Consider the following 22,017-nt stretch of genomic DNA (forward strand, 5'->3'; position numbering starts at 1 on the left):
AACTCTACGATTTACATGAGAAGAAACATATTTTTAATGTATTCCCTGAAATTAAAAGATTTCGAATCGATCCACACTTATTACATCCGCACGCTGATCGAGAGAAAAGAAGCAAGCAAGCGTCATATGTGCAATCGTTTCCAAAAATTATCTTTCAGATATTTATCGAATCGGACACCAGACGCACGCTCCCGGCAGCACCAAATATTGGCAGGAACGTCAAATCAAGCTATAGCAACTGATAAGAAACCAAGTAATTCCGCTCAAACGAAAGGAGCACCCGTTTCTATCGAGAATGAATCCGTGATCAAACTTGAGCCCATAAAAGTAATTGGCATCGTACCCGATCAGAATCCAAAACCAAATACCAGCGTCTTGAAGGGCAGATCTCTGTATTTGCAGCAAAGCGATACGCTAGGTCAAACTCTTGAGACGGAATTGGGTGTGAGCAATGCTTCTTTTGGCCCAGGAGTTGGCGTCCCTGTAATCCGTGGCTTAACCGGATCCCGGGTGCGTATTTTACAAAATGGCATTGGCACCCATGATGCAACCAGTCTCAGCCCGGATCATGCCGTGGCAATCGATCCGTTATTTGCCGAAGAAATAAAAGTCATGCGTGGCCCGGAAATAGTTCGCTATGGCGGCAACGCAATTGGCGGCGTTGTCGATGTTAATGATCAGCGCATACCTGAAAAGCGCGCCAAAAAACCAATCAGCGGTTCTGTTGAGAGCCGCTATGATACAAACGGAGACGGCACAAATTCCGCCTTTAAATTGAATATGGGAAAAGACCAATTGGCGTTCAATTTGGGCGGTTTCTTTCGCCAGCGGGGTGATACTCAAATTCCCGGCAAGGCAATTGATGAAACTTTCGCAGAACAACAGCTCGGTCTGACGGGAATCCAAAATGTCAGTGGCAAAATCCCGAATACCGATAGCAAAGGAACCGGTGGTTTTGCCGGTGTTTCATGGGTGGGCAATAATGTCATGGCGGGTATGTCGGTCAGTCACACGGATAATCGCTATGGAATACCTAAAGGAAGCCATAATCTGGATCCGAGTCATCTGGGCGGCCTGGAAACGATCTTGCCCAGATTGAGAGATTTGACTGGCTTTGAAGATATTTTTGGGCCCCAGGCCTTGTTCCCGAATATCCGTATCAATATGCAACAAACCCGCTACGATTTTAAATCTGAATGGTACGCGCCGATGCGCGGTATCGAAAGCATCAGTTTTCGTTATGGTTTGGTCGACTACGGACATACCGAGGTGGAAGGCGGCTCACCTTTCACCAAGTTCAAAAATGATGTCGGCGAGGGCCGTGTCGAAGCGCGTCACAATGCGCTACCGAACCTGACTGGCACTTTCGGCGCACACTGGATAGATCGTAAATTCTCCGCCCTCGGCGTCGAAACTTTCGTACCACCGACCAAGCAACAGTCATTGGGTTTTTATACCACGCAGGATTACACCTGGAATAAATGGATAGTGCGTGGCGGCCTCCGCTTCGAACAAGCGCACGTAAATCCCAGCGCCAGCGAATTGAAACTGCGCGGCAGCGCCCTGCCACCTGTGCCTTTGCCCAATGCGCTTGACTATCAGGCACTCTCCGCTTCCTCAGCCGTCCAGTGGAATCCGCTACCGGATGTTGCGCTAACGCTGACATTGAATCGCGGCAAGCGTCCCCCGGATATACAGGAATTGCTTGCGCTCGGCCCGCATTTATCCACCCGCAGTTTCGAAATCGGGAATGTGCAATTAAAGAATGAAACTGTGAACATGGCTGATTTCGGCTTTGACTGGAAATCCGAACGCATCAGTGCGCGAATCAATGGTTATTATAACCGTACCGACAATTATATTTATCTGCGCAATACCGGCCTGGTCTACGAAATTGACAACGAAGTGATCCGCCAGCGCTGTGTCAGCGACTCGGAATGCGTATCGATTTTCGCTTACGATCAACGCAATGCCGAATTTGCCGGTTTCGAATCCAGGATTGACGCAACCCTCTATAAGATGCCGCGGGGCAATGTGCTGCTGACCGTGTTCTCCGATTATGTACGCGGCCGCTTTGTCAATGGCGATCGCGACGATGTGCCGCGCATGCCTCCGCTACGCTACGGCGCCGAGCTGGGATTTGGCAACAGCCTATGGACTACCGCGCTGCGTTATACCCGCGGGGAAACGCAAACTCATCCGGGCAAAAATGAAACATCCACGGGGGGATACCATTTATTAACCGCAACGGCGGATTATCAAATTAAAACCGGCACATGGGGTGATTTGTGGCTGTTTGCCAAAGCGCACAATCTGTTGGATGAGGAAATACGCAACTCGGTTTCCTTTTTACGAAATTTCGCACCGGAGCCAGGACGAAGTTTTGTGTTCGGGTTGCGTGCCTCCTTTTAGTCAATCTGCTTAATGACAAGACCACGGCAAGAATTGCATAGAATGAAAATCAAACTTACATGACCAACCGTATCCGATTTTATTTGCTGATTGTTGCGCTGTTATTGAATCAGGCAGCTTTCTCCCAGCACCTGGATGTCGAAGTCTGGGGAGAAGGCAATGCAGTATTTGCCGGGTACTGCCGCACGCCCGGTGTTGTCGGGTGTGACTTAGGTAAACTGGCACAAACGCTTGAATTACCTGCCGGAGCCTTACCTAAAGAATCTACAACAGGAAAGCTTATCTTTCTGGCCAATTTTAGAGATCTTCCCGGTGGGGATTTCCGAACCAAGAATCCGGGGTTTCAATCAATTCAAAATGGTTTACTACCCAATGAACTGGTGAGTTATCGCGCACTTGGGGCGCTTAAATATTGGGATCCGGCGTTATCTTCGTGGGGGAATTCGCCTCACGGTATCCAAATCACCCTGTTCGGCGGACTCGAAGCCAGTGCCGAGGTACTCAACGATTTCTCGAAATGCGCTGGACAATTAGTATGTTTTAGTGACGGTAGCTTTGGCATTGACGGCAGTACCATTTTCTCTGCTGAAGGCATTCTGGGCAATCCCGAATTGGTTGTGGACATTACCAACAATAATGGCATTTTACACACCCATCTGAGCTTCTTTCTGGAAAATCAACAGGGAGAAATAGGCGGGCCTGTTGGTGCCTATTTGGTTGAAATGCAGCTTATTTCCAATGCACGTTTCTTTCCTTCAGAACCATTCCTGATTTTGTTTAATACCGGTTTGGATGAGGCAGCATTCGCTGCAGCCTTAGTAGCGCTCGCTGGCAAACCATCGGACATTGATCCGGATCCGCCACGACCAATACTCCCTGTGTCAATTCCCGGCGATGTGGATTTAGACAGTGATGTGGATCGAATCGATGTGGCATTGATTCTATTAGCTGCCCAAAACAATGAACCGGTTAACCCAGGCAATGCCATGCTTGACGTCAATCGCGATGGTGTCATTGATCGTTCCGATGCTTCTCTGGCTAAAGACTTATGCACACTCCGGCTGTGCAATATCCCGATTATAGCGCCCGCCACTGTATTGAATGTGGCAGCGGTCTACGACCAGAATACCGGCATATTGAATCTGAACGATATCCAGGCAAGCAATCAGCATTATCGCGCGCAATTGCAGCTAAAAGATGAAAATATATTTGTGCTCAATACGGTACAAATCGACAAACCCCGCTACGCCATACCGGTTCGGTATGACATTGAAAGCGGAATTCTGGAAATCCCTTCAGTCTATACACACGGAAAGAATTTTAAAGCGACCTTGCGCAACATCGGAGACGATAAATTCCGCTTGGAGCACTTAGAAGAAATTGGCGGGGTTTTTGAATAACAGCAATTATCCAAGGAGGACAATGGCATCCATTATCTTAATTAAAGCAAGCAGAAATTATAAAACAGTAACTTAAATCAACTCATGAGGCCTTATCTATGCTAAAGAAAATTATTAACCTGACTATGACGTTCGTTCTTAGCTTATTTTCCATATCTGCTATTGCGCAAGCACACTCGCATGAAGGCGACATCCAACCGTGGAAAATTGGCGCGGAAATATTTCTTAACAGCAATTTGTTCGAACCGGACTTTGGCGACATCAGCGGAGGACTCTACGCTACGGACGAACCTGGTTTTGATGTCAATATCGCACAAGGAGCATTCACCCCAGGGAATTGGCTGCGTTTCCAGCCTGTCGGTCAACTGCTATTCTGGAATGGCACTGAATGGAGCACGACTGTGCCAAACGAAGAGCGAATTGAAATTACCGACGCGCTTGGCACTGCTATTTCGTATCGAACCAGCGGTGTGAGTGATACGGCAGCGGTTATCGGTGAAATTGGCAGCGATGGGGGACTGCACGAACACCTGGAAATGTCTATTTTTGATGCATCGAATGCATTAGGCGGCAGTGTCGGCGCCTATCGCATTCAACTCAAATTATTCGAATCTAAAGCGAATAGCGATACTTCTGTTTCTATCGCGACATCCCCGATTACAATAGTTTTTAATCGTGGTCTTGAACACGACAAATTTGAACTGGCAGTTTCAGCAGCTGCAGATCTTAACGAAAACTCTGTTTTTGTAGCTGAAACTGGAACATTGGACATCCAGCAAGTAAAGGCATTGGGAACATACTATAAAGTCAAACTTAGACATATCGGTGATGATAAATTTCAACTAATTGATGCGCAAGAAATTCCAAGAACGGAAAAATGAAACAGTAGTTTTCAGGAAGTAATGAGTTTCTCTGGCTATTCTGTTGAAACCGGTTAAATCGCTCCGTCAAGTACTCTGCAGTCTTTGTGTTATTTGAAGCTTGGAAATATTTCCTTTAGCAGGCCGTTGAAAAACGTTTTCGAGGCAGCCGATGCAAGGCAAAAACAGGCGAAAAAGCGCAGTTTATGCTTAATAAATGAGCATTTTTAGTCTGTTTTTAACACCGTAGCGGCAACGCAGATAGTTTTTCAATGGCCTGTTAGATGCAACCCAAAGACGTACGCGCATTCATTAATGACGTTGTTAGCTTTGTGCTTGATAGAGATTGATTTTAATAATCGGGAAATCTACTGTAGTTCTCATGATATCTCCTCATGCAGTACATATCAGTGTGGGAAATTATGCATAAATGATTAAGGTTATCGTTTGGATTAAGATAACTGAGCGGAATGTTTTTTGAAGAATCGGGCATTTCTCAATTATCTCGGCCACTAATGCCGCAAGAACAGTTATTCTTGGTTATAGATCTGGCCCCTTGATTCTCCTTGTTTTTGAAGCCTGTTCCTTTGCTTTAATCAGTGCTTGATCGGCTAACATTACACTGCGGCTTTTTGGTGATTCCAGGCTGATCCGTCCAAGTGCTCCGGTGCGATAATCCTGTAGCAGCATGAGAGCAGCTTTTTCCAGATCAGGAACACCCCCCTTGAGCAGGTAACCGCGCCGTTTTGCGACTGCTTCGACAATGCCCGCACCATCCAGACCTTCGACGGAGAATCCGTAACGGTTCACAAGTAGGCTGGGGTAGCCTGCCAGCAGGATGTCGCCCAGAAAACTGGCCACTTCTTCATCAATTATGGCATTTCTCCCCACCGCATGGCTTGCGGCCAGCATGAAACCGTCGCTGTCATACTCAATCTTTGGCCACATTAGCCCTGGCGTATCGATCAGCGTCATTCGTTCATTCAGATCGAATCCCTGCTGGTTTTTGGTCACTGCCGGCTCGTCGCCTACAGCGGCCACCCGGCGCTTCAGCAGCGCATTTGTCAGTGTGGATTTCCCTACATTGGGGATGCCCATAATCATCATGCGCAATGGTTTAAGTCGGTTATCACGATGCGGGGCGAGCATCTCGCACAAACCGGGAATCTTGGCGACATCTCCTGGTTTTTTGCAGGATAGCGCTACGGCCTTGATTCCTTCTTGTTCATTGTAGAAGTTCAGCCACGCTGTAGTGACAGCAGGATCCGCCAGATCGGCTTTATTAAGGATTTTCAGGCAGGGCCGTTGCCGATGCAAGCGGAGTTCCTTAATGACAGGATTGCTGCCTGATTCCGGCACGCGTGCATCCAGAACTTCTATTATCACATCGATGCGTTCCATGGTTTCGGCTGCCTTTTTGCGCGCCGTAACCATGTGCCCAGGAAACCATTGAATGGACATTCGTAATCAATTATCTAACTAAAGTCGTATTTTACTCTTCGCTGACTGATACGTCATGCTTGTCGTTACTTTAGCAGGCCGTTGAAAAACGTTTTCGAGGCAGCCGATGCAAGGCAAAAACAGGCGAAAAAGCGCAGTTTATGCTTAATAAATGAGCATTTTGAGCCTGTTTTTAACACCGCAGCGGCAACGTAGATAGTTTTTCAACGGCCTGTTAGAGTACATATAAAATCCATGTACATTCAATATGCTAAGTTTGGCGCGTTCGCAACCCCCTCTTTCGATCAGCAGATAGTTGCTTCTCAATTGACCTTCCCGCCTATTAATATATCTATTTCCATTAGTGTCCGGCAATTCAGTTGAATAAATTCAGTTGATTATAACTTTCTGGCGTATCCATTAGCACCTCGGTATTTTTAACCAATTGATCAATAGGTTTTTTCTCGAAAAGAGTCAGGCTTAAAATCTGTAGAATTGTTAAAGCGAGGCTTCGGTATTGAGCCGCTTTTTCACAATGGCAACCAAGACATAAACCGATATGGCAATCCATATCTGCGTTTTGACTGCGTTCTCAGTAGTTCCGTAGAAACGCTGGGCCATGCACAGAAACTGATCGAGATGCGAAAAAGTCTTGGTGGGATATTTGAGGGGTAGCGTTGCACACAGCGACAGAATGTGTGAAGGGGTAAATGCTCCATGAGTTGTGCGAATACCAATTTGTCTGAATTCATAATGAGAAACCACGTAGAGAAACTTCCAGTTTCGCAAAAAATTCACTTCCAAATCGGTGACACCCAAAAACATACTATTTGATTCTACAGATCAATCGCTTATACAATCATCCTGGTTAAATTGCCGGACACTACTGTAATCGGGTAAATCTACTGTAGTTCTCATGATGTCTCCTCATGCGGTACATATCAGTGTGGGAAATTATGCATAAATGATTAAGGTTATCGTTTGGATTAAGATAACTGAGCGGAATGTTTTTTGAAGAATCGGGCATTTCTCAATTATCGCGGCCACTAATGCCGCAAGAACAATTATTCTTGGTTTTAGACCTGGCCCCTTGATTCCTTTCACTCACATCCTGGGTAGGCATCATGACCGGCCATCGCTTGCCCGATGCCAGATCAGGATGGCGCGGTTCGGAATCCGGCGTGCCATATTCGTCCCTGATCTCATCGATCTGATTCAAGCAACGCGAGGCGGCGTCCGTGGGGCTGTTGACCATCGTCATAGCGAGCAGTTCCCGTCGCAATTTACCGGCGGGAACGGGAACGATGTTGTATGCGCCTTTCCAGCTCTCGGAAGGAACGTGTTCAGTCACGACGTTCTCGATCGTGCGCCGCGAGATGAAAGAGAGATTTTTCTCGATCTCGATCTTGACGAGCAGCAGCAAACCATCCACATCGGGGTTTTCAGCGACGGCTTGCGCAAGCAACGCGAGACCGGGCTTCGTAGCGCCGACTCTTAGGATCTGATAGACGTGCGCACGCAGCTCGGGATGTTCACCTAGCAAACCACCGAGTTGGCGCGCCATATGCCAGCGATCCGTTCCATTGGCAGCGAACGCACCGTTCGCTGCCAAATCCACAAATCGCCGCGCGGCTGACAGCGTGCCTCGGCGTATGGCGGCGTCGCGCCAGGCGTGGCTCGCGTAGAGTTTCGGATCGGCTTCCGCGAGCTGAAACAGGACGTTTTCGGCGGCGTCGCCAGGCGCCGTTCCGAAACCGGCGATCATTTCTTCCAAGCGGTCCACCCTGCGTTGATCGTCTGGCAAACCGCGTACGACAGCGAACGCTTCGGCAGGAGGGTTGGCGAAAGGCAGCAGGCGCAGCCATTCCTTCAACTCATAGCCGTTCTCCGACAAAATCCAGTTCTGCGCCTTAGCCGCCTTGAATACCTCCGCGAGGCCGTTCTTGACCAGCTCGATGTCGATGCTTTCGCCCGAGAGGATGAGGTTTTGAAGGAGGGCGGCGCGCGCACCGCGCGGGGCCAGTGAAATGAGCTTTTGAATCGTGGCGTCGCGTTGGCCGTGCGGCAGTCGCGCGGCGACGACGCCGAGGGCAACGGCGTGCTTCTTCTGCTCCTCTGTCGCTCCATCGGCAATCAACGGCTCAATCGAGTTAAAAATGGCGTCGGCCTCCGCCGACGTTACGGCAGGATCTCTGGCGCGTACATCACGCTTCTCCTCAACACGCGAGAAATCTAATCCTCTCCGAAAGCGTTCCCCATCGCTGGGTTCATTCGCGGCGGTCCATTGCGTGGCCAATACGAGAGCGGCGAGTTGCCCAAAATGCTCGTCGTGCAGATATTCACGCATCAACCTAGCGGTCTCCTCTGCGTTGATTGCGAGAAACGCGCGCTGATACTCGTGTGTGTGTAGAGTCCCGGCTTCGTTCGTCGCTCTTCCTTGACGCCAGCCTGTCGCCTTTGCTTCTTCCCTGAAGGCGCGGTAGCGGCGCAGATCTTCATCCAGCAACCGCTTGAGCAATCGCAGCAAGCCCACCGATGGGACGCGGCTAGCGACCCTTGCTATCGAAGCCAATTGCGAACGCGTCGCATCGCCTGAGGCGAGCATCCGGTTGCCCCAGTCTTCCGCAATGGCGCTGATTGTGGAGACTGAATCGGCGTCGAAAGGCCTGCCGCGATCGTTCTTGTCGTCCGGGTGGCGAGAGATCAGCTCCGCCAACTCCGCCATTTCTTCGTTCCCCGCCTTTGCGGAGCTCTCACGGACAGCGGCTACCAGACTTGCGCCCGGCGTATGCCCGATGCGGTCTAGCAAAGAATGATAGCGGTCACCTGCGGCTTCGTCGTATTTGCCGTTCGGGTCGCGAAGATGCTTCTTCACTTCGAGAATAACTTCGATCATGCGGCCAACAGCTTGGGGTCCTAGCACTGACGCGGCAGCTTCAGCGCGATCATCGTGGCGGCTAGTCTCAGAAAGTGCGGCCTCAAGAAGCGTGTCGTCCTCCAGACTAAAACCCGCAGAGGCTAGAAGATCATCTGCGCCGTAGAACAACGTGCGGTCCGCGCGCGCACGCTGCAGGAGACCATCGGCGATAGCGCGTGAGTAGCGAGTCTGCGCCGCATAGAGGAGCTGGACTTCCGCATCCCGCTTTTTATCGATCTCCATTTCGGCGACGATCGCGGTCAGCTCGACGCTCAAGTCTTCGTCTCCTCGCGCATGGATGATCGCACGTAGCCGATCGTAAGCCGAAGCGCCTTGCTTCCGCCGACGTTCGTGCGCCGCCTCAATTCCTTTCTTGACGTGTTCGTCCGTCGCTTCGTCGACGAGGCCTCTGCGGGCCACCAAGTCGAAAGTCATTTCGTCCGCGCCGCGCAGCACCTCAGCGACATGGCGGTCCGCGCGGCGAAACGCAAGCGCATCAATCACCGTCGCCTTCACCTCGGGGTCGGGATCATCTTTCGTAATGGCGGCCGCGAGGTCGAGGCCATCCATGCCGCTGTTTGATGCGATCTCGGCCAGGACGCTTTTCCGAACATCCGGCGATAATGCGGCAATACGCTTGGCCGCATCACTTCCCAGGAGGGATGGCCTGAATTGCCTGCCAGCTCGGAGTGCAGAGAGATTCACTTGGTTGTTCTCGTGCGTGATGAGCGGCCAGACTTGATTGAAAAATTCTGGGCGGCCTGAGGAAATCATGAAGCCTAGAGCACGATCGACTTTCCCAGGGGTATGCCACCGCCTAATAAGCCCTTGAATGGTCGAGCTAACACGTGCCCAAATGGCCTCAGTCGAACGGAAGATCATCTCGGCGGCGAGAATCGGGTCGACCTCGTACGCGGCAAGAATGGCCGCACCGCAGGCTTCCTGCTGTCTTATGTCTCCGCGTGCCAGCCGCTCACACGCGAAGAGAATGGATTCTTCCCATGTCGGTTGATTCAGAACATCCGCCTTCAGCTTATTGTGGGAGGCAGGATCGCCGATACTCGCCATCATCAGGCGCTCGACGAAGTACGACGCATACCATTCCTGAAATTGCTGGTGCTGAAACGAATAGCCTGCGGGATCGCCGATGCGCAGGAGCATGTGGTGGCTGACCAGCGACTCCAGCACCGTGTTGGGCTGAGGCTTTTCCGTGATCTGCCCTTCCGCCACGAGCGCGCCCTCCGTTTCCGAGATGGATTTACGGGCGACAGCCTCTGGGACCGTCGTGTTAGCTGCGCGGGTGGCAATCGCCGCGAGGTCTTCGAGGAATCGCTGATGTAAACTGTGCGTTACTTCCGCGAGTGTTTCAGCGCGCCGCGCGTCTTCTTCATGCATCGCAACGAAACGGCGCAGGACTTCTTCCTTCGTAGTCGGAAAAGGCGCGTCCTCGGGAAGAGTCAGCAGCGCCCTCAAGTAGAGCGGAATCGTGACAAGCTCTCGCACACCAGTCGTTCGCCAAGCCTGATCGAGCATGCGCACGCCCGCGTCACCACGCAGGGCCTTGGCGATATCAAACTGTTGCGTTTGACTGAGTGGGAGGAGATTGATGCGCGTGCCATCGACCGGTACATCGAGCGCCTGCTTGCGCGTTGAGATCAGCAAGCTGAGTTCCGGCGACTCTGCTTGGAGGCGTGCGACTTGAACCGCTAAACGTTTACGCGACGCAGCATCGAGCTCGTTCCAGCCGTCGAGCAGCAGGATTACGCCAGGCTTCGCCGCCACGGTGCGCAAGTCGTCTTCCGAGATTCCCCGAAACGCAGGGCGCTTCAAAACGGATTCGAGAAGCGCCACGCCGTCCGTGGACCAATCGTTGAGCTGGACGACGATTGGTGATCCATTTCCGTTAGCCAAGATCGCTTCTGCAATTTGGAACAGCGTCGTGGTCTTGCCCATTCCGGGCGGAGCGACAAGGATCAGATCATCGAGCGTGGTGAGCACGGCCGCCAGCGCTGACGTGCTCACGGAATCGCCCAAGCCGTCCACTTCGAGAGTCAGAGGAATGTGAGTGGACGGCCATTTGTCTAGACGGCGGAAAACCTCAAGATCGGCCGCAGTGGCTGCGCGAAGGCGCGCGCTTAACTCGCCTTCGGTGGGTGCTTTGACCGCTAGGCCTTGGCGCGCATCATTATGGACAACGCGCTGCCACGAATCCTTTTGCGCCTGCGCCTTCCACTCGTGGAGCAGTTCGACGGTGAACATCGAGTCCTTGGCGTCTACGGCTGTGCCGTGGTTCCGGCACATCCAGATGCCATTGTCCGGCGAGCTGCGCTGCGCAGGTGTTTGATTCGGATCGTAGCGGGGGCCGCCAGGTGCAGCGGCGCAAATGTGCGAAGCCGTGCCAATATTGATTTCGCCGTCGCCGTCCGAGTTGGAACCGATCGTCTCCTGGCGGCACGACGGATTAGAGCAACGCCAGCCAGCGCGCTTTGCGATCTGGAGCTTTGTTTTAGGTGAGAAATTGTCCCGGTTGTTCTTTGCCATTGGGAGTGGCTACACGGACTCGCCGCATGCTAACTGGAGTGTTACCGTATTCATTTTGGATCGCAAGCAGCAGTCATTGGTGCTGATCGTTTTCGTTGCTGGCATCGTGCCGCCTAAAATTAGACTTCAAGAATAACGTAATATAATGCATCAATTTAGCTTTCAATATTACTGACTTTGTTAGATCCACAAGTCGATAGGGTACGGCAATCTATAGAAAAAATACCGCGGATTTTAAATCAAGAACCTTGGAGTTACTTAAGAAAGTACTTACCATGTGATTCGTTATGATCAGATTTGCCGGTAATTCTCTTGGTGAAGATTGCGGCGAGCGACCAGTACGATCAATTGCTCATCATACACTTCGCCCGTCATATGATAGGAGATTATGCTTTGCAGTTTTCCAATCCAGGATTGGGTCTGCTGGATCGTGCAAGACTTCCACGGCGCGAGAAGTATCTTCAAAATCTTCAAGATAATATTCAACAGCCTGTCTGATCACATCGGCACGCGTCCGATGCAATTTTGCTGCCGCCTCATCCAGCGCGGTGACCAGTTCATCCGGTAGTCTTGCCGATATTTGACGCATTTCAGTTCTCATAGAGTAGTAGAAAAAGAGATACTTCAGTTATTAGTGTTCAACTTCTGAATCAATTCCTTAATCCGCATCACCCGCTTATTCACATCCTCAATCTTTACCTGAATTTTCAGTCGATCCGGGCCAGATAAAGAATATTCGCGGCTGCTTTGGATCAATTGGATGATTTTTAGCGGGTCGATCGGCGGGTTGGGGATGAATTGCACTTGGATGCTGTCGGCGCTGGCATCGATGCGTGTGATACCGAGTGGTTTGGCGGCGATGCGCAAACGGTGGCAGTCGAGCAATGCCCGGGTTGGGTTGGGTAGCAAGCCAAAGCGGTCGACCAATTCGCGTTGCATGTCGTCGAGCTGTTCGTCGTCGCAGCAATTGGCCATGCGTTTATACAGCACCAAGCGTTCGTGAATGTCATGGCAATAATCTTCCGGCAATAAAGTCGGCACGTGTAGATTGATTTCTGTGGCAACGCCCAATGGGTGCTGCATATCGGGCTCTTTGCCTTGTTTTAAGGATTGGATGGCAGAATCCAGCATGGAGCTGTACAGACTGAAACCAATTTCCTGCATTTCTCCGCTTTGTGATTCGCTCAGTACCGCACCAGCACCGCGAATTTCCAGATCGTGCATGGCAAGGTAAAACCCGGAACCGAGTTCTTCCATCGCTTGAATTGCTTCCAGGCGCTTTTTGGCTTGCGCGCCGAGCGCTTCTTCAGGTGGTGTCAGCAAATACGCATAAGCCTGATGATGCGAGCGGCCCACCCGGCCGCGTAGCTGATGCAATTGTGCCAGGCCGAAATTGTGCGCATTATTGATGAGGATGGTATTGGCGCTGGGAATGTCGATGCCGGTTTCAATGATGGTGGTGCATAACAGGATGTTGAAGCGTTGCTGGTAAAAATCCCGCATGACATGTTCCAAATCGCGTTCGCGCATTTGCCCGTGGGCAATATTGATGCGTGCCTCGGGTAGCAAACCGGATAGTTTTTCATACATCAACTGAATGGTGCTGACTTCATTGTGCAGAAAATAGATTTGCCCGCCACGCTTCAGTTCGCGCAGACAAGCCTCGCGAATAATACCCATCGAGAGACTGCTGACAAAGGTGCGAATGGCAAGGAGGCGCTGTGGCGCGGTGGCAATGATGGAGAAATCGCGTAGCCCTTCCAGCGACATCGCCAATGTGCGTGGAATCGGCGTGGCGGTGAGTGTCAGCACATCGACTTCTGCGCGTAGTTTTTTTAATTCTTCCTTCTGCCGCACGCCAAAACGATGCTCTTCGTCAATAATGACCAAGCCCAGATTCTTGAAGTGAACGTCTTTCTGAATCAGTTTGTGCGTGCCGATAATAATGTCAATCTCGCCTTTGGCCAGACCCGCTAGCGCCAGCGTTTGTTCTTTGGCGGAGCGGAAGCGCGACAGTTCAGCAATTTTGACCGGCCATTGGTCGGCAATCAGGCTAAAGCGGTCGGAGAAATTCTGGAAATGTTGCTCAGCCAATAGCGTGGTCGGAACCAGGACAGCAACCTGTTTACCGTCGGCAACGGCAACAAAAGCGGCGCGCAGTGCCACTTCAGTCTTGCCGAATCCGACATCGCCGCAAATGAGGCGATCCATCGGTTTCCCTGAGGTTAAATCTGCAATCACCGCTTTGATCGCCGCCGCTTGATCAGCAGTTTCCTCAAAACCGAATCCCTCGGCAAAAGCATCGTAATCATGCGGCCTAAGCGTAAAAGTATGGCCTTCGCGCGCTGCGCGCTGGGCATACAGATTCAGTAGCTCCGCCGCCGTGTCGCGCACTTGCTGCATGGCTTTGCGCTTGGCTTTATCCCATTGACCGCTGCCCAGCTTGTGCAGCGGTGCGGATTCCGGGGCAGCGCCGCTGTAACGGCCGATCAAATACAGTTGTGAAACCGGCACGTAGAGCTTGTCGCCGCCCGCGTATTCCAGCGACAAAAATTCACTCAGCTCGCCCGGTTCGCCTTCCCCCACATCCATACTGACCAGCCCCAGATAGCGGCCAATGCCATGCTGCTCATGCACCACCGGATCGCCCGGTTTGATTTCCGACAGGTCACGCAGAATATTATCGGTCGAGGTAGTCTTGCGCGCTTCGCGTTCACGCCGCCCATAGACATGGGTCGAATACAGCTCACTTTCGGTGATAAACGCACGTTGCGCTGATTCCAGGATAAAACCGGTGTGCAGCGGTGCAACACTGAGCATGAAGGGCTGAGAACTGCTCAGAAATTGCGCGTAATCCTGACAACTGTCCGGATGCAAGCCATACTGATTCAGGTATTCCGCAATGAGTTCGCGCCGCCCCATACTTTCCGCCAGCAGCAAGATGCGTCCACCAGTTTGCGTGAAATGGGCGACAAACGCAGCGAGTTTTTCCAGCGGATTTTCCGCGTGGCGGTTGACTTGAACAGAGGGCAGCGGAGCAGTAGATTTTTTAGCCGCCAGCTTGAGATCTTGTCCATTGGATAGAATCTCAATGCGCGCATACGGTTTTAATTTGCCGAAGAAGCTATCGCTGGATAAAAATAATTCCTGCGGCGGCAATAGCGGACGGTCGCTATCACCGCGCAACAATTGATAGCGCGATTGGGTGTCGCGCCAGAATTCGTCGATGATCGGACGGACATCCTGGTGCAGGCAAAGCAGCGTATTTTCCGGCAAGTAATCAAATAACGTTGCCGTCTGTTCAAAAAACAGCGGCAAGTAATACTCGATACCGGCTGGTGTCAGACCTTTGCTGATATCTTTATAGATTTGTTTTTTGGATGGATCGCCCTCGAATTTCTCGCGAAAATTACCGCGGAAGCTGGTGCGCCCGGCCTCATCCAACGGAAATTCTCGCGCAGGGAGTAGGCGGATTTCGTTGACCGGATAAATGCTGCGTTGGGTGTCGACATCGAACGTGCGAATGGTGTCGATTTCGTTATCCAGTAAATCGATGCGATACGGCAGCGGGCTGCCCATCGGAAACAAATCAATCAAGCCGCCGCGTACACTGTATTCGCCTGGCGAAAAAACTTGTGTGACGTGCGAGTAACCCGCAAAAGTCAGTTGACTGCGCAACCCGGCCAGATCCAGCACCTCACCTTGTTTCAGAAAAAAAGTATGCGCGGCAAGATATTCACGCGGCAGCATGCGATACAGCGCTGTCGTCAAGGGCGCAATCAGCACATCACAGGCGCCATTCATTACTTGATACAGTGTCGCGAGCCGTTCCGAAACGAGATCATGGTGCGGTGAAAAGGTATCGTAAGGCAGTGTTTCCCAGTCCGGGAGTAGATGCGCTCTTAATTCCGGTGCAAAGTAGGGAATTTCTTCCAATAATCTTTGCGCATCCAGTGCATTGGCAGTAATGATCGTGATAGGTTTCGCCTGCTGGGCGAGTTGCGCGAGAAACAGCGCGTCGCTCGAACCATCGAAATCAGCGAAGCGTAACAGGGTGCCGGGTGTGGGTAGGGTGTGCTGTTTCATTTTAAGCGGTGTCACAGTAGTGCAATGCCATGAAAAGACTGATCTTGAATAAAAACCGCATATTATAGGCCAGTTTTAAGTCATCTTCTGTTCTGCATGAGGGGAACTCTGAACAGTCCTCATATGTCATTCCGAACAAAGTGAGGACTCTTTGGCAATCAATACCATAGATTTCTCGCTACGCTCGAAATGACAGTTATCCAGAGTTCCTTTAGCGTTTTCAGGCGGCAGATTTTCTATTAAAGCGCAAATTTTCGCTTTATTCATGGTTTGAATCTGAATCAAATAAGACTATCCTTAGCACAGTGTCTTAAAAAGACTGATATTTATCGTAGAATATATAACGCTTAATCGAGAAAACAGCTGATTTAACGGATTAAATATGCGCGCTTTCATAGAATCAAACATGCAAAAATTGGAGAGAAGAATTGCCTTGTTCGTAGTCACGGTAATTGCGGTTGCTTGCTTGACCGCACCGGTTTTTTCGCAAAGCATTTCTCCAACTTTATTGACTGAAGAGAATAAACAGAAAATTGAACTCGCTGTCTGGCGATATGCCATTGATACGCCGCTGCTTGTGGAAACAATCGATTGGTTTCGCGATCTGTCGCGGAATTCTCAGGAATCAGCCGCTATCGCCGAGCTCTCTCGCCTGAAGTTTATGATTGCACAACTCGAAATGGATAAAGAGCGCCGTGTTCAACTATTTGAACGGTGCATAGCTGTAGCCGACCGGTCGATTGCTTTGAACCCAAATGATGCAAGAGGTCTTTTTTGGAAGGCCGTTGCAATGGGAAAAATGGCAGAAGATAGCGGTATCGTGAATGCATTCAGAATGCTCCGGCCGATGGAAAAAATGCTATTGAAAGTAGTCGCTCTGGATGAACAATACGAAAATGCCGGTGCGCACAGGGCACTGGGCCGTATGTATCACAAACTCCCGGGATTCCCCATTAGTTTTGGCAGTAACCAGAAAGCCCTTGCGCACTTGAAGCGAGCACACGAACTGTTTCCCAGAGACGTCATCACGCGCGCTTTTTATGCTGAGGTACTGTATGACGAAGGCAGGAAAGCAGAAGCACGCAGGCATGCGGATTTTGTTCTGGCGACACCGATTGACGAAGAAGATGCGCTGGAATTCGCTGAATATGTCGATATCGCGCTGGGTGTTGTCAAGAAAACCAGCAGCTCAGATATTAAATTGGGAAATTACTAAATACCAATAGTCACTCAAGTTCCCGGAATGAAGCTTTCTGCTTGTTAAGGGAGTCTTGAATAACCGTCAGTTCGAGCATAGTAAGAAATCAACGCCATCCGATAAACTACCGCATCAAAATTACCCGGCTGAAATGGTATGACAGAAACTGTTATTGATTTAATCCGCCACGGCGAGCCAGCCGGCGGGCGCCGTTATCGCGGGCACAACATTGATGATCCCCTCACCGAAAAGGGCTGGTCGCAAATGTGGAACGCCGTTGGCGAATATGCCGCATGGCAGCAAATCATCACCTCCCCGCTACAACGCTGCCAGAGGTTTGCGCATGAATTGGGGGAGCGTCATGGAATCAATGTCATTGTTGAGCCGCGTTTTAAGGAAGTCGGGTTTGGCGCATGGGAAGGGTTAAGTCATGATGAAGTCAAAATTGACCAAACCGATGAATATCATGCTTTCCTGAAAGATCCAGTTAATCAACGCCCGCATGATGCGGAGCCGCTCGACGATTTTATCCAACGCGTTGGTTTAGCTTATGAAGAGACCTTAGAACGCTATCGCGGAAACCATGTGCTAATCGTTGCACATGCCGGTGTGATGCGTGCGGTTATTGCAAAAACAGTGCATGCCTCTCCGTCCGGTCTGTATCGAATCAAAATCAGCAATGGCGGAATCACGCGGATTCGCCATGCAGAAACCGGTGGCGTGCTGGAATTGCTGAATGGGAAATTGTCTGATTGATAGTTTCAATGAGTAACTTGAAAGCTCGCAACGGTAATTTCAATGGCAATTAATTCGCCATTAACGCATTTCGCTTTGGGGAGGTTTGTTAGATTGTTATTTTTCTTGCCACAAATCTCAATCCGATGACAACTTCAGTCACTAGGAGTCTGTCGGACTTAAGCAATCGTAGCGAGCTGCTCTCAAAGACATACCGTCATATCACCATCGCACCTACTTCTCCACTTAGCGATTTTGAAAGTGCGGTAGAGGTAAATTGCTTTTCTTCTACGGCTTGTAAGCACGATATCAATTTCATTGCTGTATCCAAATACTAATGTCTCAACTTATTTCTTTAGAAAATTTTTCATAGCAGTCATCTCCATTTGTTGTAGATCAAAATAGTATATCCATAAGTAGCTTCTAATTTAGAATTATATTTAACATATAATTATCATTTAGTTAAAAATATCTCCAGAGGATAAGCAATATCTTTTTATGCTTCCTTACTAAGAATATTCGTTCCTTTCTTTACTTCTATGTGGAATTTTTTCACACTTATTTACTTTTATGTGGTATTTTTTCACACCTATTTCAATTTCTTCTCAAATTAAGCTGGTATTAGAAGCTCTAAATTAACTGTCGAAAAACGAAAATCTTCACCGTTTTTTCGAGTTTGGAATTCTCGAAGTAGGTAATACCAAGAAGTAGAAGTGTCTTTTTTCTAACGAGAATGGATTCACTCTGAACAGCTAAGGACCACTCTTAACTGAAATTGAAGGAGTTATCTTCAATATTTAAAGGAGCATTTTGCATGAGAATTATTTCCCACACGGAACCCAAGAATAGCACCAGTTTCTCCATGGTAGTGAGACAAATGCATAGCATACTAGTCGCAATATTATTCCTCATAAGCATGATTTGGATTTCCTTCGGAACAGCGCATGCCGTCGTCGCCGGGACACCCGGATCAATCAAATGGCATCCAGGCCATTACTATGCGATTATGAGTTCGGGTAAAAATAAACCGGATTATCTGCAGCAAGTATATAGCGAAATGAAGGCTACGCCAGCTCTGCGCGGAATGCAAGTGCGTTATAGTTGGGCAGAGCTAGAAAAATCCTTTGGTGTATATGATTTCACATCCATTGAGAAGAGACTTTCTGAGCTTACCGCGCGAAATAAACGGCTTATAATTCTATTAGAATTAAAATCATGGGGTACTGACACAGACTTAGTGCCAGACTACTTGACAGCGGCAACATACGAGGGAGGAGTATTCGCTTTTAGTAGCGATGGCAGCGCCACGATTACAGGGAACAACATCAAGCTGTGGAATCCCAAAGTGCGCGATCGTCTGGCTGCACTAATTAGTGCATTGGGAAAGCGCTTTAATTCCCACGAATACTTTGAAGGTATCGGCTTCACAGAAACCTCTATGGGGTACCCTCTAAAACCGCTAACCGACACTAAGATAGATGGTTTCTACAGCAACCTGCTTGTATTAAACAAAAAGATGCGTGCATCTTTCCCCAACACGATGACATTCCAGCTCGCAAACTCCCCGCGTCCGTTTTTGACAACATTAGTAGACGATCTCAAAGGAATGGGATCGGCACTGGGTTGTCCGGATGTTTTCATTCAAGATCCGGGATTAAACTATCCAGGAAGTCAATACTCTCCTCCAGGCCTCTATAAATACTATCCTAAAAATTCTGGTCTGATGCCCCTGATAGTTAAAGTGGAGCCAGCGAATTATCGGGATACGCGGTGGGATGAGAAAGGTCATCAGCCAACCGTCTCGGAGCTGCTCAATTTTGCACAGGATAATCTGAAAGTTAACTACATTTTCTGGGTACGAGACCTTGCTTATTATAAGAAAGTGCTGGAAATGTTGAATTGGCAACAACAAAAAATCAGTCCATCCGGCGGACTGCGTACGGCCTGCCCCGAAAACTATACTACCTGCATCAACTAGTTTTTAATTGCACTAATTGAAGTTTAAACAACGAACGGCCCCGTGCTAAGACCACGGGGCGTTAGTAAAGCGTAAACTAATGCAGATCTTCTTTTGGTTTACTTGATTCTTTATATACCGCACAACCAAACACTAATCCGCTCTTTTTTCCACAGTTGCAACCTAAGGAAACACTGATTAATTCGGCGAACGAGATGAAGCACGAGGCGCACGGAACGCAACAACCGAGACATATCAATATGATAGGCGAGGGAGTGAGTACCGCGCAACGAAGTGATTCGCTCGTGCAGTTAATTAATCAGCATTTTCCTAATAGCCATCCATCCAAAACTCGTCGCCTCGCAGATCTTGTTTTAAACCCAGCTTCCTCTTAAACAATTTCCGCGTTGTTATGCTTTTGAACACTCAAACAATCTGATCCGGTGCAATTTTGGATTTGCCTTACAGATGTTGACACCCTTCGTATCCACTTCATCGCTATATCCGAATACTAAGGTCTCAACTTATTTCTTATGGAAATTTGTTCATAAAAGTCACTCTCATTTGATCTAGATCAAAATAGTATATCCGCATGCATTTATATTAAAAATGTTATGTTTATATATAAATTGTATTTATATATAAACTAATCAATTGATTACAAAGCTTAAGCTATTTCCATTGTTAGTTGTAAGGAACATGCGTCTGAATGCATTCAAGCAACTTCATATCATTGTAGAACGATAACTTTTCTGGGGAGCCCATTAATATGAACACCCAAATATCTAAATTCCTGGTCAGAGGGTTAGTGAGTTTAATGTTTTTATTTGTATTTTCTAGTCACATACGAGCGGATAACGGCAACGAAATGATCGTTAACGGCCATCATGTTCGTCTGGCGTTTAAGGATACTGTGCGAGTAGGTGAAAATGAATTCAATCTACAGCTTACAGATGCACACAGTCAGCCTGTGATTATCGATACTCATTTGGAAGTGGGTATTGCTCCGGATAGTAATGCTGAAAAAAAAGCTAAGCAAACTACCCAATCGGCACAATCGATCGAAGTAGTCTTAACGCCGATAGGCACAGCCGGCGAATATGCAGGAATAGTACCGCTTGGGGCATCCGGGCATTGGATTTTGACTGTACATTTCAGCGTGCAAGGTGAGTTGTATGAGGTGAATTTTCCAGTACAGGTGATTTAAAACTACTCGATGGGGTTAACAATTCGACAAACACGATATTAGTTCAGTCACAGGAGACGGATCATGCGGGCCAAAATACAAAATCATACAAAATACAGCATCCTATGCTATTCGCAGAATTGGATTACTCAATCGATATTCATCTTTATCTCGGCATTAATTGTAATCGCCATATTTTCAGCACCAGTAAAAGCGGATCTAAAGGATGGATTAGTGGCCTACTATCCATTTAATGGCAATATGCTGGATGAAAGTGGGAATGGCTACAACGGAACAGTGCCTCCTTACTGTGGCACACCGACACCAACCACAGATCGCTTTGGTAATCCTGATAGGGCCTATGCATTCAATGACGACTGTATTAGCCTAGGAACGTCTCTTAAGCTTCCGGAATGGCCGTCGAGTGCTGTGAGTGCATGGTTTTTAAATGATGGGACGGGTTATTTTGGTCAAGGCTATGGTCAAAATATCATTGATAAAACGGATTTCTTCAGCAATTATTGGGTTTCTCTCTATGCCGAAACACTTCAGTTTGCCAAAACAGAATGCTGTAGAGGGATTGATTACAAGAGAGATTTCCGTGATAACAAATGGCACCACCTGGTGGCTAATACAAACGGCAGCCATATCGAGCTGTGGATTGATGGCGTACTGAGAGGAACTTTTGATGAAGCCGTTCCCATTGTCAATAATCGCCCCCTGTTGATTGGATACAGTAATTCCCCTGATGGATTTAAGCGGATTTTCTGGAGTGGCAAACTCGATGATTTTAGACTTTATGATCGCGCCCTGGCAAAAAATGAAATTACTGCTTTGTTTAACGAGAGTCCACCTTCCTGCGTAGGGGTGCTTCCTGTCTTATCGATACTTGTTACCAGTAAGTCAGGTAGTCAGGATGCACGATTGTGGGCGATAACGCTTGCAAACAAGGGGTTCTGTGGTGCAGAAAATGCACAAATTGACGCCTTAAAGTTGACTCAAACCTATGGCGCAGCCTGTACCCCTGCGATTACCAGTCCAGTGGCATTCCCGTTAAACATCGGTGATGTCCCAGCGCATGGTCAAGCCAGCAGTGCGGTGACCATCAATTTCTCAGGCTGTCCTAACAACGCACGGTTTAGCGCCAAAATTACATACAGTGCCAATGATGGTGCAGTGCACAGCTCCAAAATCTTGAACAACCAGTACCGCTAATTCACCGGGGAAAAACCATCATGTTTAAACGATTACTACTTCTGAGTGCTTTCTTAGGCGCGCTTTTCTG

Annotated in this window: 12 protein-coding genes and 1 pseudogene; 8 read left to right on the forward strand and 5 right to left on the reverse strand. The window is 49.0% G+C overall.

The window, feature by feature from the left end; genetic code table 11:
* Nucleotides 1–36 precede the first annotated feature (36 nt).
* The 3 genes from K2P83_RS07770 (at nucleotide 37) to K2P83_RS07780 (ending at nucleotide 4,693) form a co-directional block, all read left to right on the forward strand.
* Complete coding sequence (locus tag K2P83_RS07770) at nucleotides 37–2,412, forward strand: TonB-dependent receptor (protein ID WP_292927933.1); 2,376 nt, start codon at nucleotides 37–39, stop codon at nucleotides 2,410–2,412.
* Between the two features lie 59 nt (nucleotides 2,413–2,471).
* A complete protein-coding gene (locus K2P83_RS07775; protein WP_292927935.1) occupies nucleotides 2,472–3,812 on the forward strand; it encodes a dockerin type I domain-containing protein in 1,341 nt (446 codons plus the stop codon).
* Between the two features lie 98 nt (nucleotides 3,813–3,910).
* Nucleotides 3,911–4,693 (forward strand): hypothetical protein, encoded by a 783-nt coding sequence (locus K2P83_RS07780; RefSeq protein ID WP_292927937.1) that lies wholly within the window; start codon nucleotides 3,911–3,913, stop codon nucleotides 4,691–4,693.
* A gap of 519 nt (nucleotides 4,694–5,212) precedes the next feature.
* Here K2P83_RS07780 and ylqF read toward each other — a convergent pair.
* The 5 genes and pseudogenes from ylqF to mfd form a co-directional block, all read right to left on the reverse strand.
* On the reverse strand, nucleotides 5,213–6,133 hold the full coding sequence (gene ylqF / locus K2P83_RS07785) for a ribosome biogenesis GTPase YlqF (protein ID WP_292927939.1): 921 nt from the start codon (nucleotides 6,131–6,133) through the stop codon (nucleotides 5,213–5,215).
* Nucleotides 6,134–6,488: 355 nt separating this feature from the next.
* A pseudogene (locus K2P83_RS07790) lies at nucleotides 6,489–6,727 on the reverse strand (IS4 family transposase); the annotation flags it as partial.
* A gap of 415 nt (nucleotides 6,728–7,142) precedes the next feature.
* On the reverse strand, nucleotides 7,143–11,570 hold the full coding sequence (locus K2P83_RS07795; RefSeq protein ID WP_292927941.1) for a DEAD/DEAH box helicase family protein: 4,428 nt from the start codon (nucleotides 11,568–11,570) through the stop codon (nucleotides 7,143–7,145).
* Between the two features lie 355 nt (nucleotides 11,571–11,925).
* Nucleotides 11,926–12,159 (reverse strand): ribbon-helix-helix protein, CopG family, encoded by a 234-nt coding sequence (locus K2P83_RS07800; protein ID WP_292927943.1) that lies wholly within the window; start codon nucleotides 12,157–12,159, stop codon nucleotides 11,926–11,928.
* A gap of 35 nt (nucleotides 12,160–12,194) precedes the next feature.
* Nucleotides 12,195–15,656 carry a transcription-repair coupling factor gene (mfd, locus tag K2P83_RS07805; RefSeq protein ID WP_292927945.1) on the reverse strand — a complete coding sequence of 1,154 codons (3,462 nt, stop codon included), beginning with the start codon at nucleotides 15,654–15,656 and terminating at the stop codon, nucleotides 12,195–12,197.
* Nucleotides 15,657–16,038: 382 nt separating this feature from the next.
* Here mfd and K2P83_RS07810 point away from each other — a divergent pair, with 382 nt between their 5' ends.
* The 5 genes from K2P83_RS07810 to K2P83_RS07830 all read left to right on the forward strand — a co-directional run bounded on the left by K2P83_RS07810 (nucleotide 16,039) and on the right by K2P83_RS07830 (nucleotide 21,947).
* Nucleotides 16,039–16,872 (forward strand): TRAP transporter TatT component family protein, encoded by an 834-nt coding sequence (locus K2P83_RS07810; protein WP_292927947.1) that lies wholly within the window; start codon nucleotides 16,039–16,041, stop codon nucleotides 16,870–16,872.
* A 138-nt stretch (nucleotides 16,873–17,010) separates the two neighbouring features.
* Nucleotides 17,011–17,610 carry an alpha-ribazole phosphatase family protein gene (gene cobC, locus K2P83_RS07815; RefSeq protein WP_292927949.1) on the forward strand — a complete coding sequence of 200 codons (600 nt, stop codon included), beginning with the start codon at nucleotides 17,011–17,013 and terminating at the stop codon, nucleotides 17,608–17,610.
* A 793-nt stretch (nucleotides 17,611–18,403) separates the two neighbouring features.
* Nucleotides 18,404–19,567: a glycoside hydrolase gene (locus tag K2P83_RS07820; protein ID WP_292927951.1), complete on the forward strand. Its 1,164-nt coding sequence runs from the start codon at nucleotides 18,404–18,406 to the stop codon at nucleotides 19,565–19,567.
* Between the two features lie 748 nt (nucleotides 19,568–20,315).
* Nucleotides 20,316–20,753, forward strand: a complete 438-nt coding sequence (locus tag K2P83_RS07825; protein WP_292927953.1) for a hypothetical protein — start codon at nucleotides 20,316–20,318, stop codon at nucleotides 20,751–20,753.
* Between the two features lie 63 nt (nucleotides 20,754–20,816).
* Nucleotides 20,817–21,947 carry a LamG domain-containing protein gene (locus K2P83_RS07830; RefSeq protein WP_292927955.1) on the forward strand — a complete coding sequence of 377 codons (1,131 nt, stop codon included), beginning with the start codon at nucleotides 20,817–20,819 and terminating at the stop codon, nucleotides 21,945–21,947.
* Nucleotides 21,948–22,017 lie beyond the last annotated feature (70 nt).

The organism is Nitrosomonas sp., assembly GCF_019752415.1.
Taxonomy (GTDB): Bacteria; Pseudomonadota; Gammaproteobacteria; order Burkholderiales; family Nitrosomonadaceae; genus Nitrosomonas.

Excerpts from the sequence above, each read along its gene's own strand:
- K2P83_RS07780 (WP_292927937.1), top strand. The coding sequence starts at position 3,911 with ATGCTAAAGAAAATTATTAACCTGACTATGACGTTCGTTCTTAGCTTA.
- K2P83_RS07775 (WP_292927935.1), top strand. The coding sequence starts at position 2,472 with ATGACCAACCGTATCCGATTTTATTTGCTGATTGTTGCGCTGTTATTG.
- K2P83_RS07820 (WP_292927951.1), top strand. The coding sequence starts at position 18,404 with ATGAGAATTATTTCCCACACGGAACCCAAGAATAGCACCAGTTTCTCC.
- K2P83_RS07795 (WP_292927941.1), bottom strand. The coding sequence starts at position 11,570 with ATGGCAAAGAACAACCGGGACAATTTCTCACCTAAAACAAAGCTCCAG.
- K2P83_RS07830 (WP_292927955.1), top strand. The coding sequence starts at position 20,817 with ATGCGGGCCAAAATACAAAATCATACAAAATACAGCATCCTATGCTAT.
- ylqF (WP_292927939.1), bottom strand. The coding sequence starts at position 6,133 with ATGTCCATTCAATGGTTTCCTGGGCACATGGTTACGGCGCGCAAAAAG.
- K2P83_RS07770 (WP_292927933.1), top strand. The coding sequence starts at position 37 with ATGTATTCCCTGAAATTAAAAGATTTCGAATCGATCCACACTTATTAC.
- K2P83_RS07800 (WP_292927943.1), bottom strand. The coding sequence starts at position 12,159 with ATGCGTCAAATATCGGCAAGACTACCGGATGAACTGGTCACCGCGCTG.
- cobC (WP_292927949.1), top strand. The coding sequence starts at position 17,011 with ATGACAGAAACTGTTATTGATTTAATCCGCCACGGCGAGCCAGCCGGC.
- K2P83_RS07810 (WP_292927947.1), top strand. The coding sequence starts at position 16,039 with ATGCGCGCTTTCATAGAATCAAACATGCAAAAATTGGAGAGAAGAATT.
- K2P83_RS07825 (WP_292927953.1), top strand. The coding sequence starts at position 20,316 with ATGAACACCCAAATATCTAAATTCCTGGTCAGAGGGTTAGTGAGTTTA.
- mfd (WP_292927945.1), bottom strand. The coding sequence starts at position 15,656 with ATGAAACAGCACACCCTACCCACACCCGGCACCCTGTTACGCTTCGCT.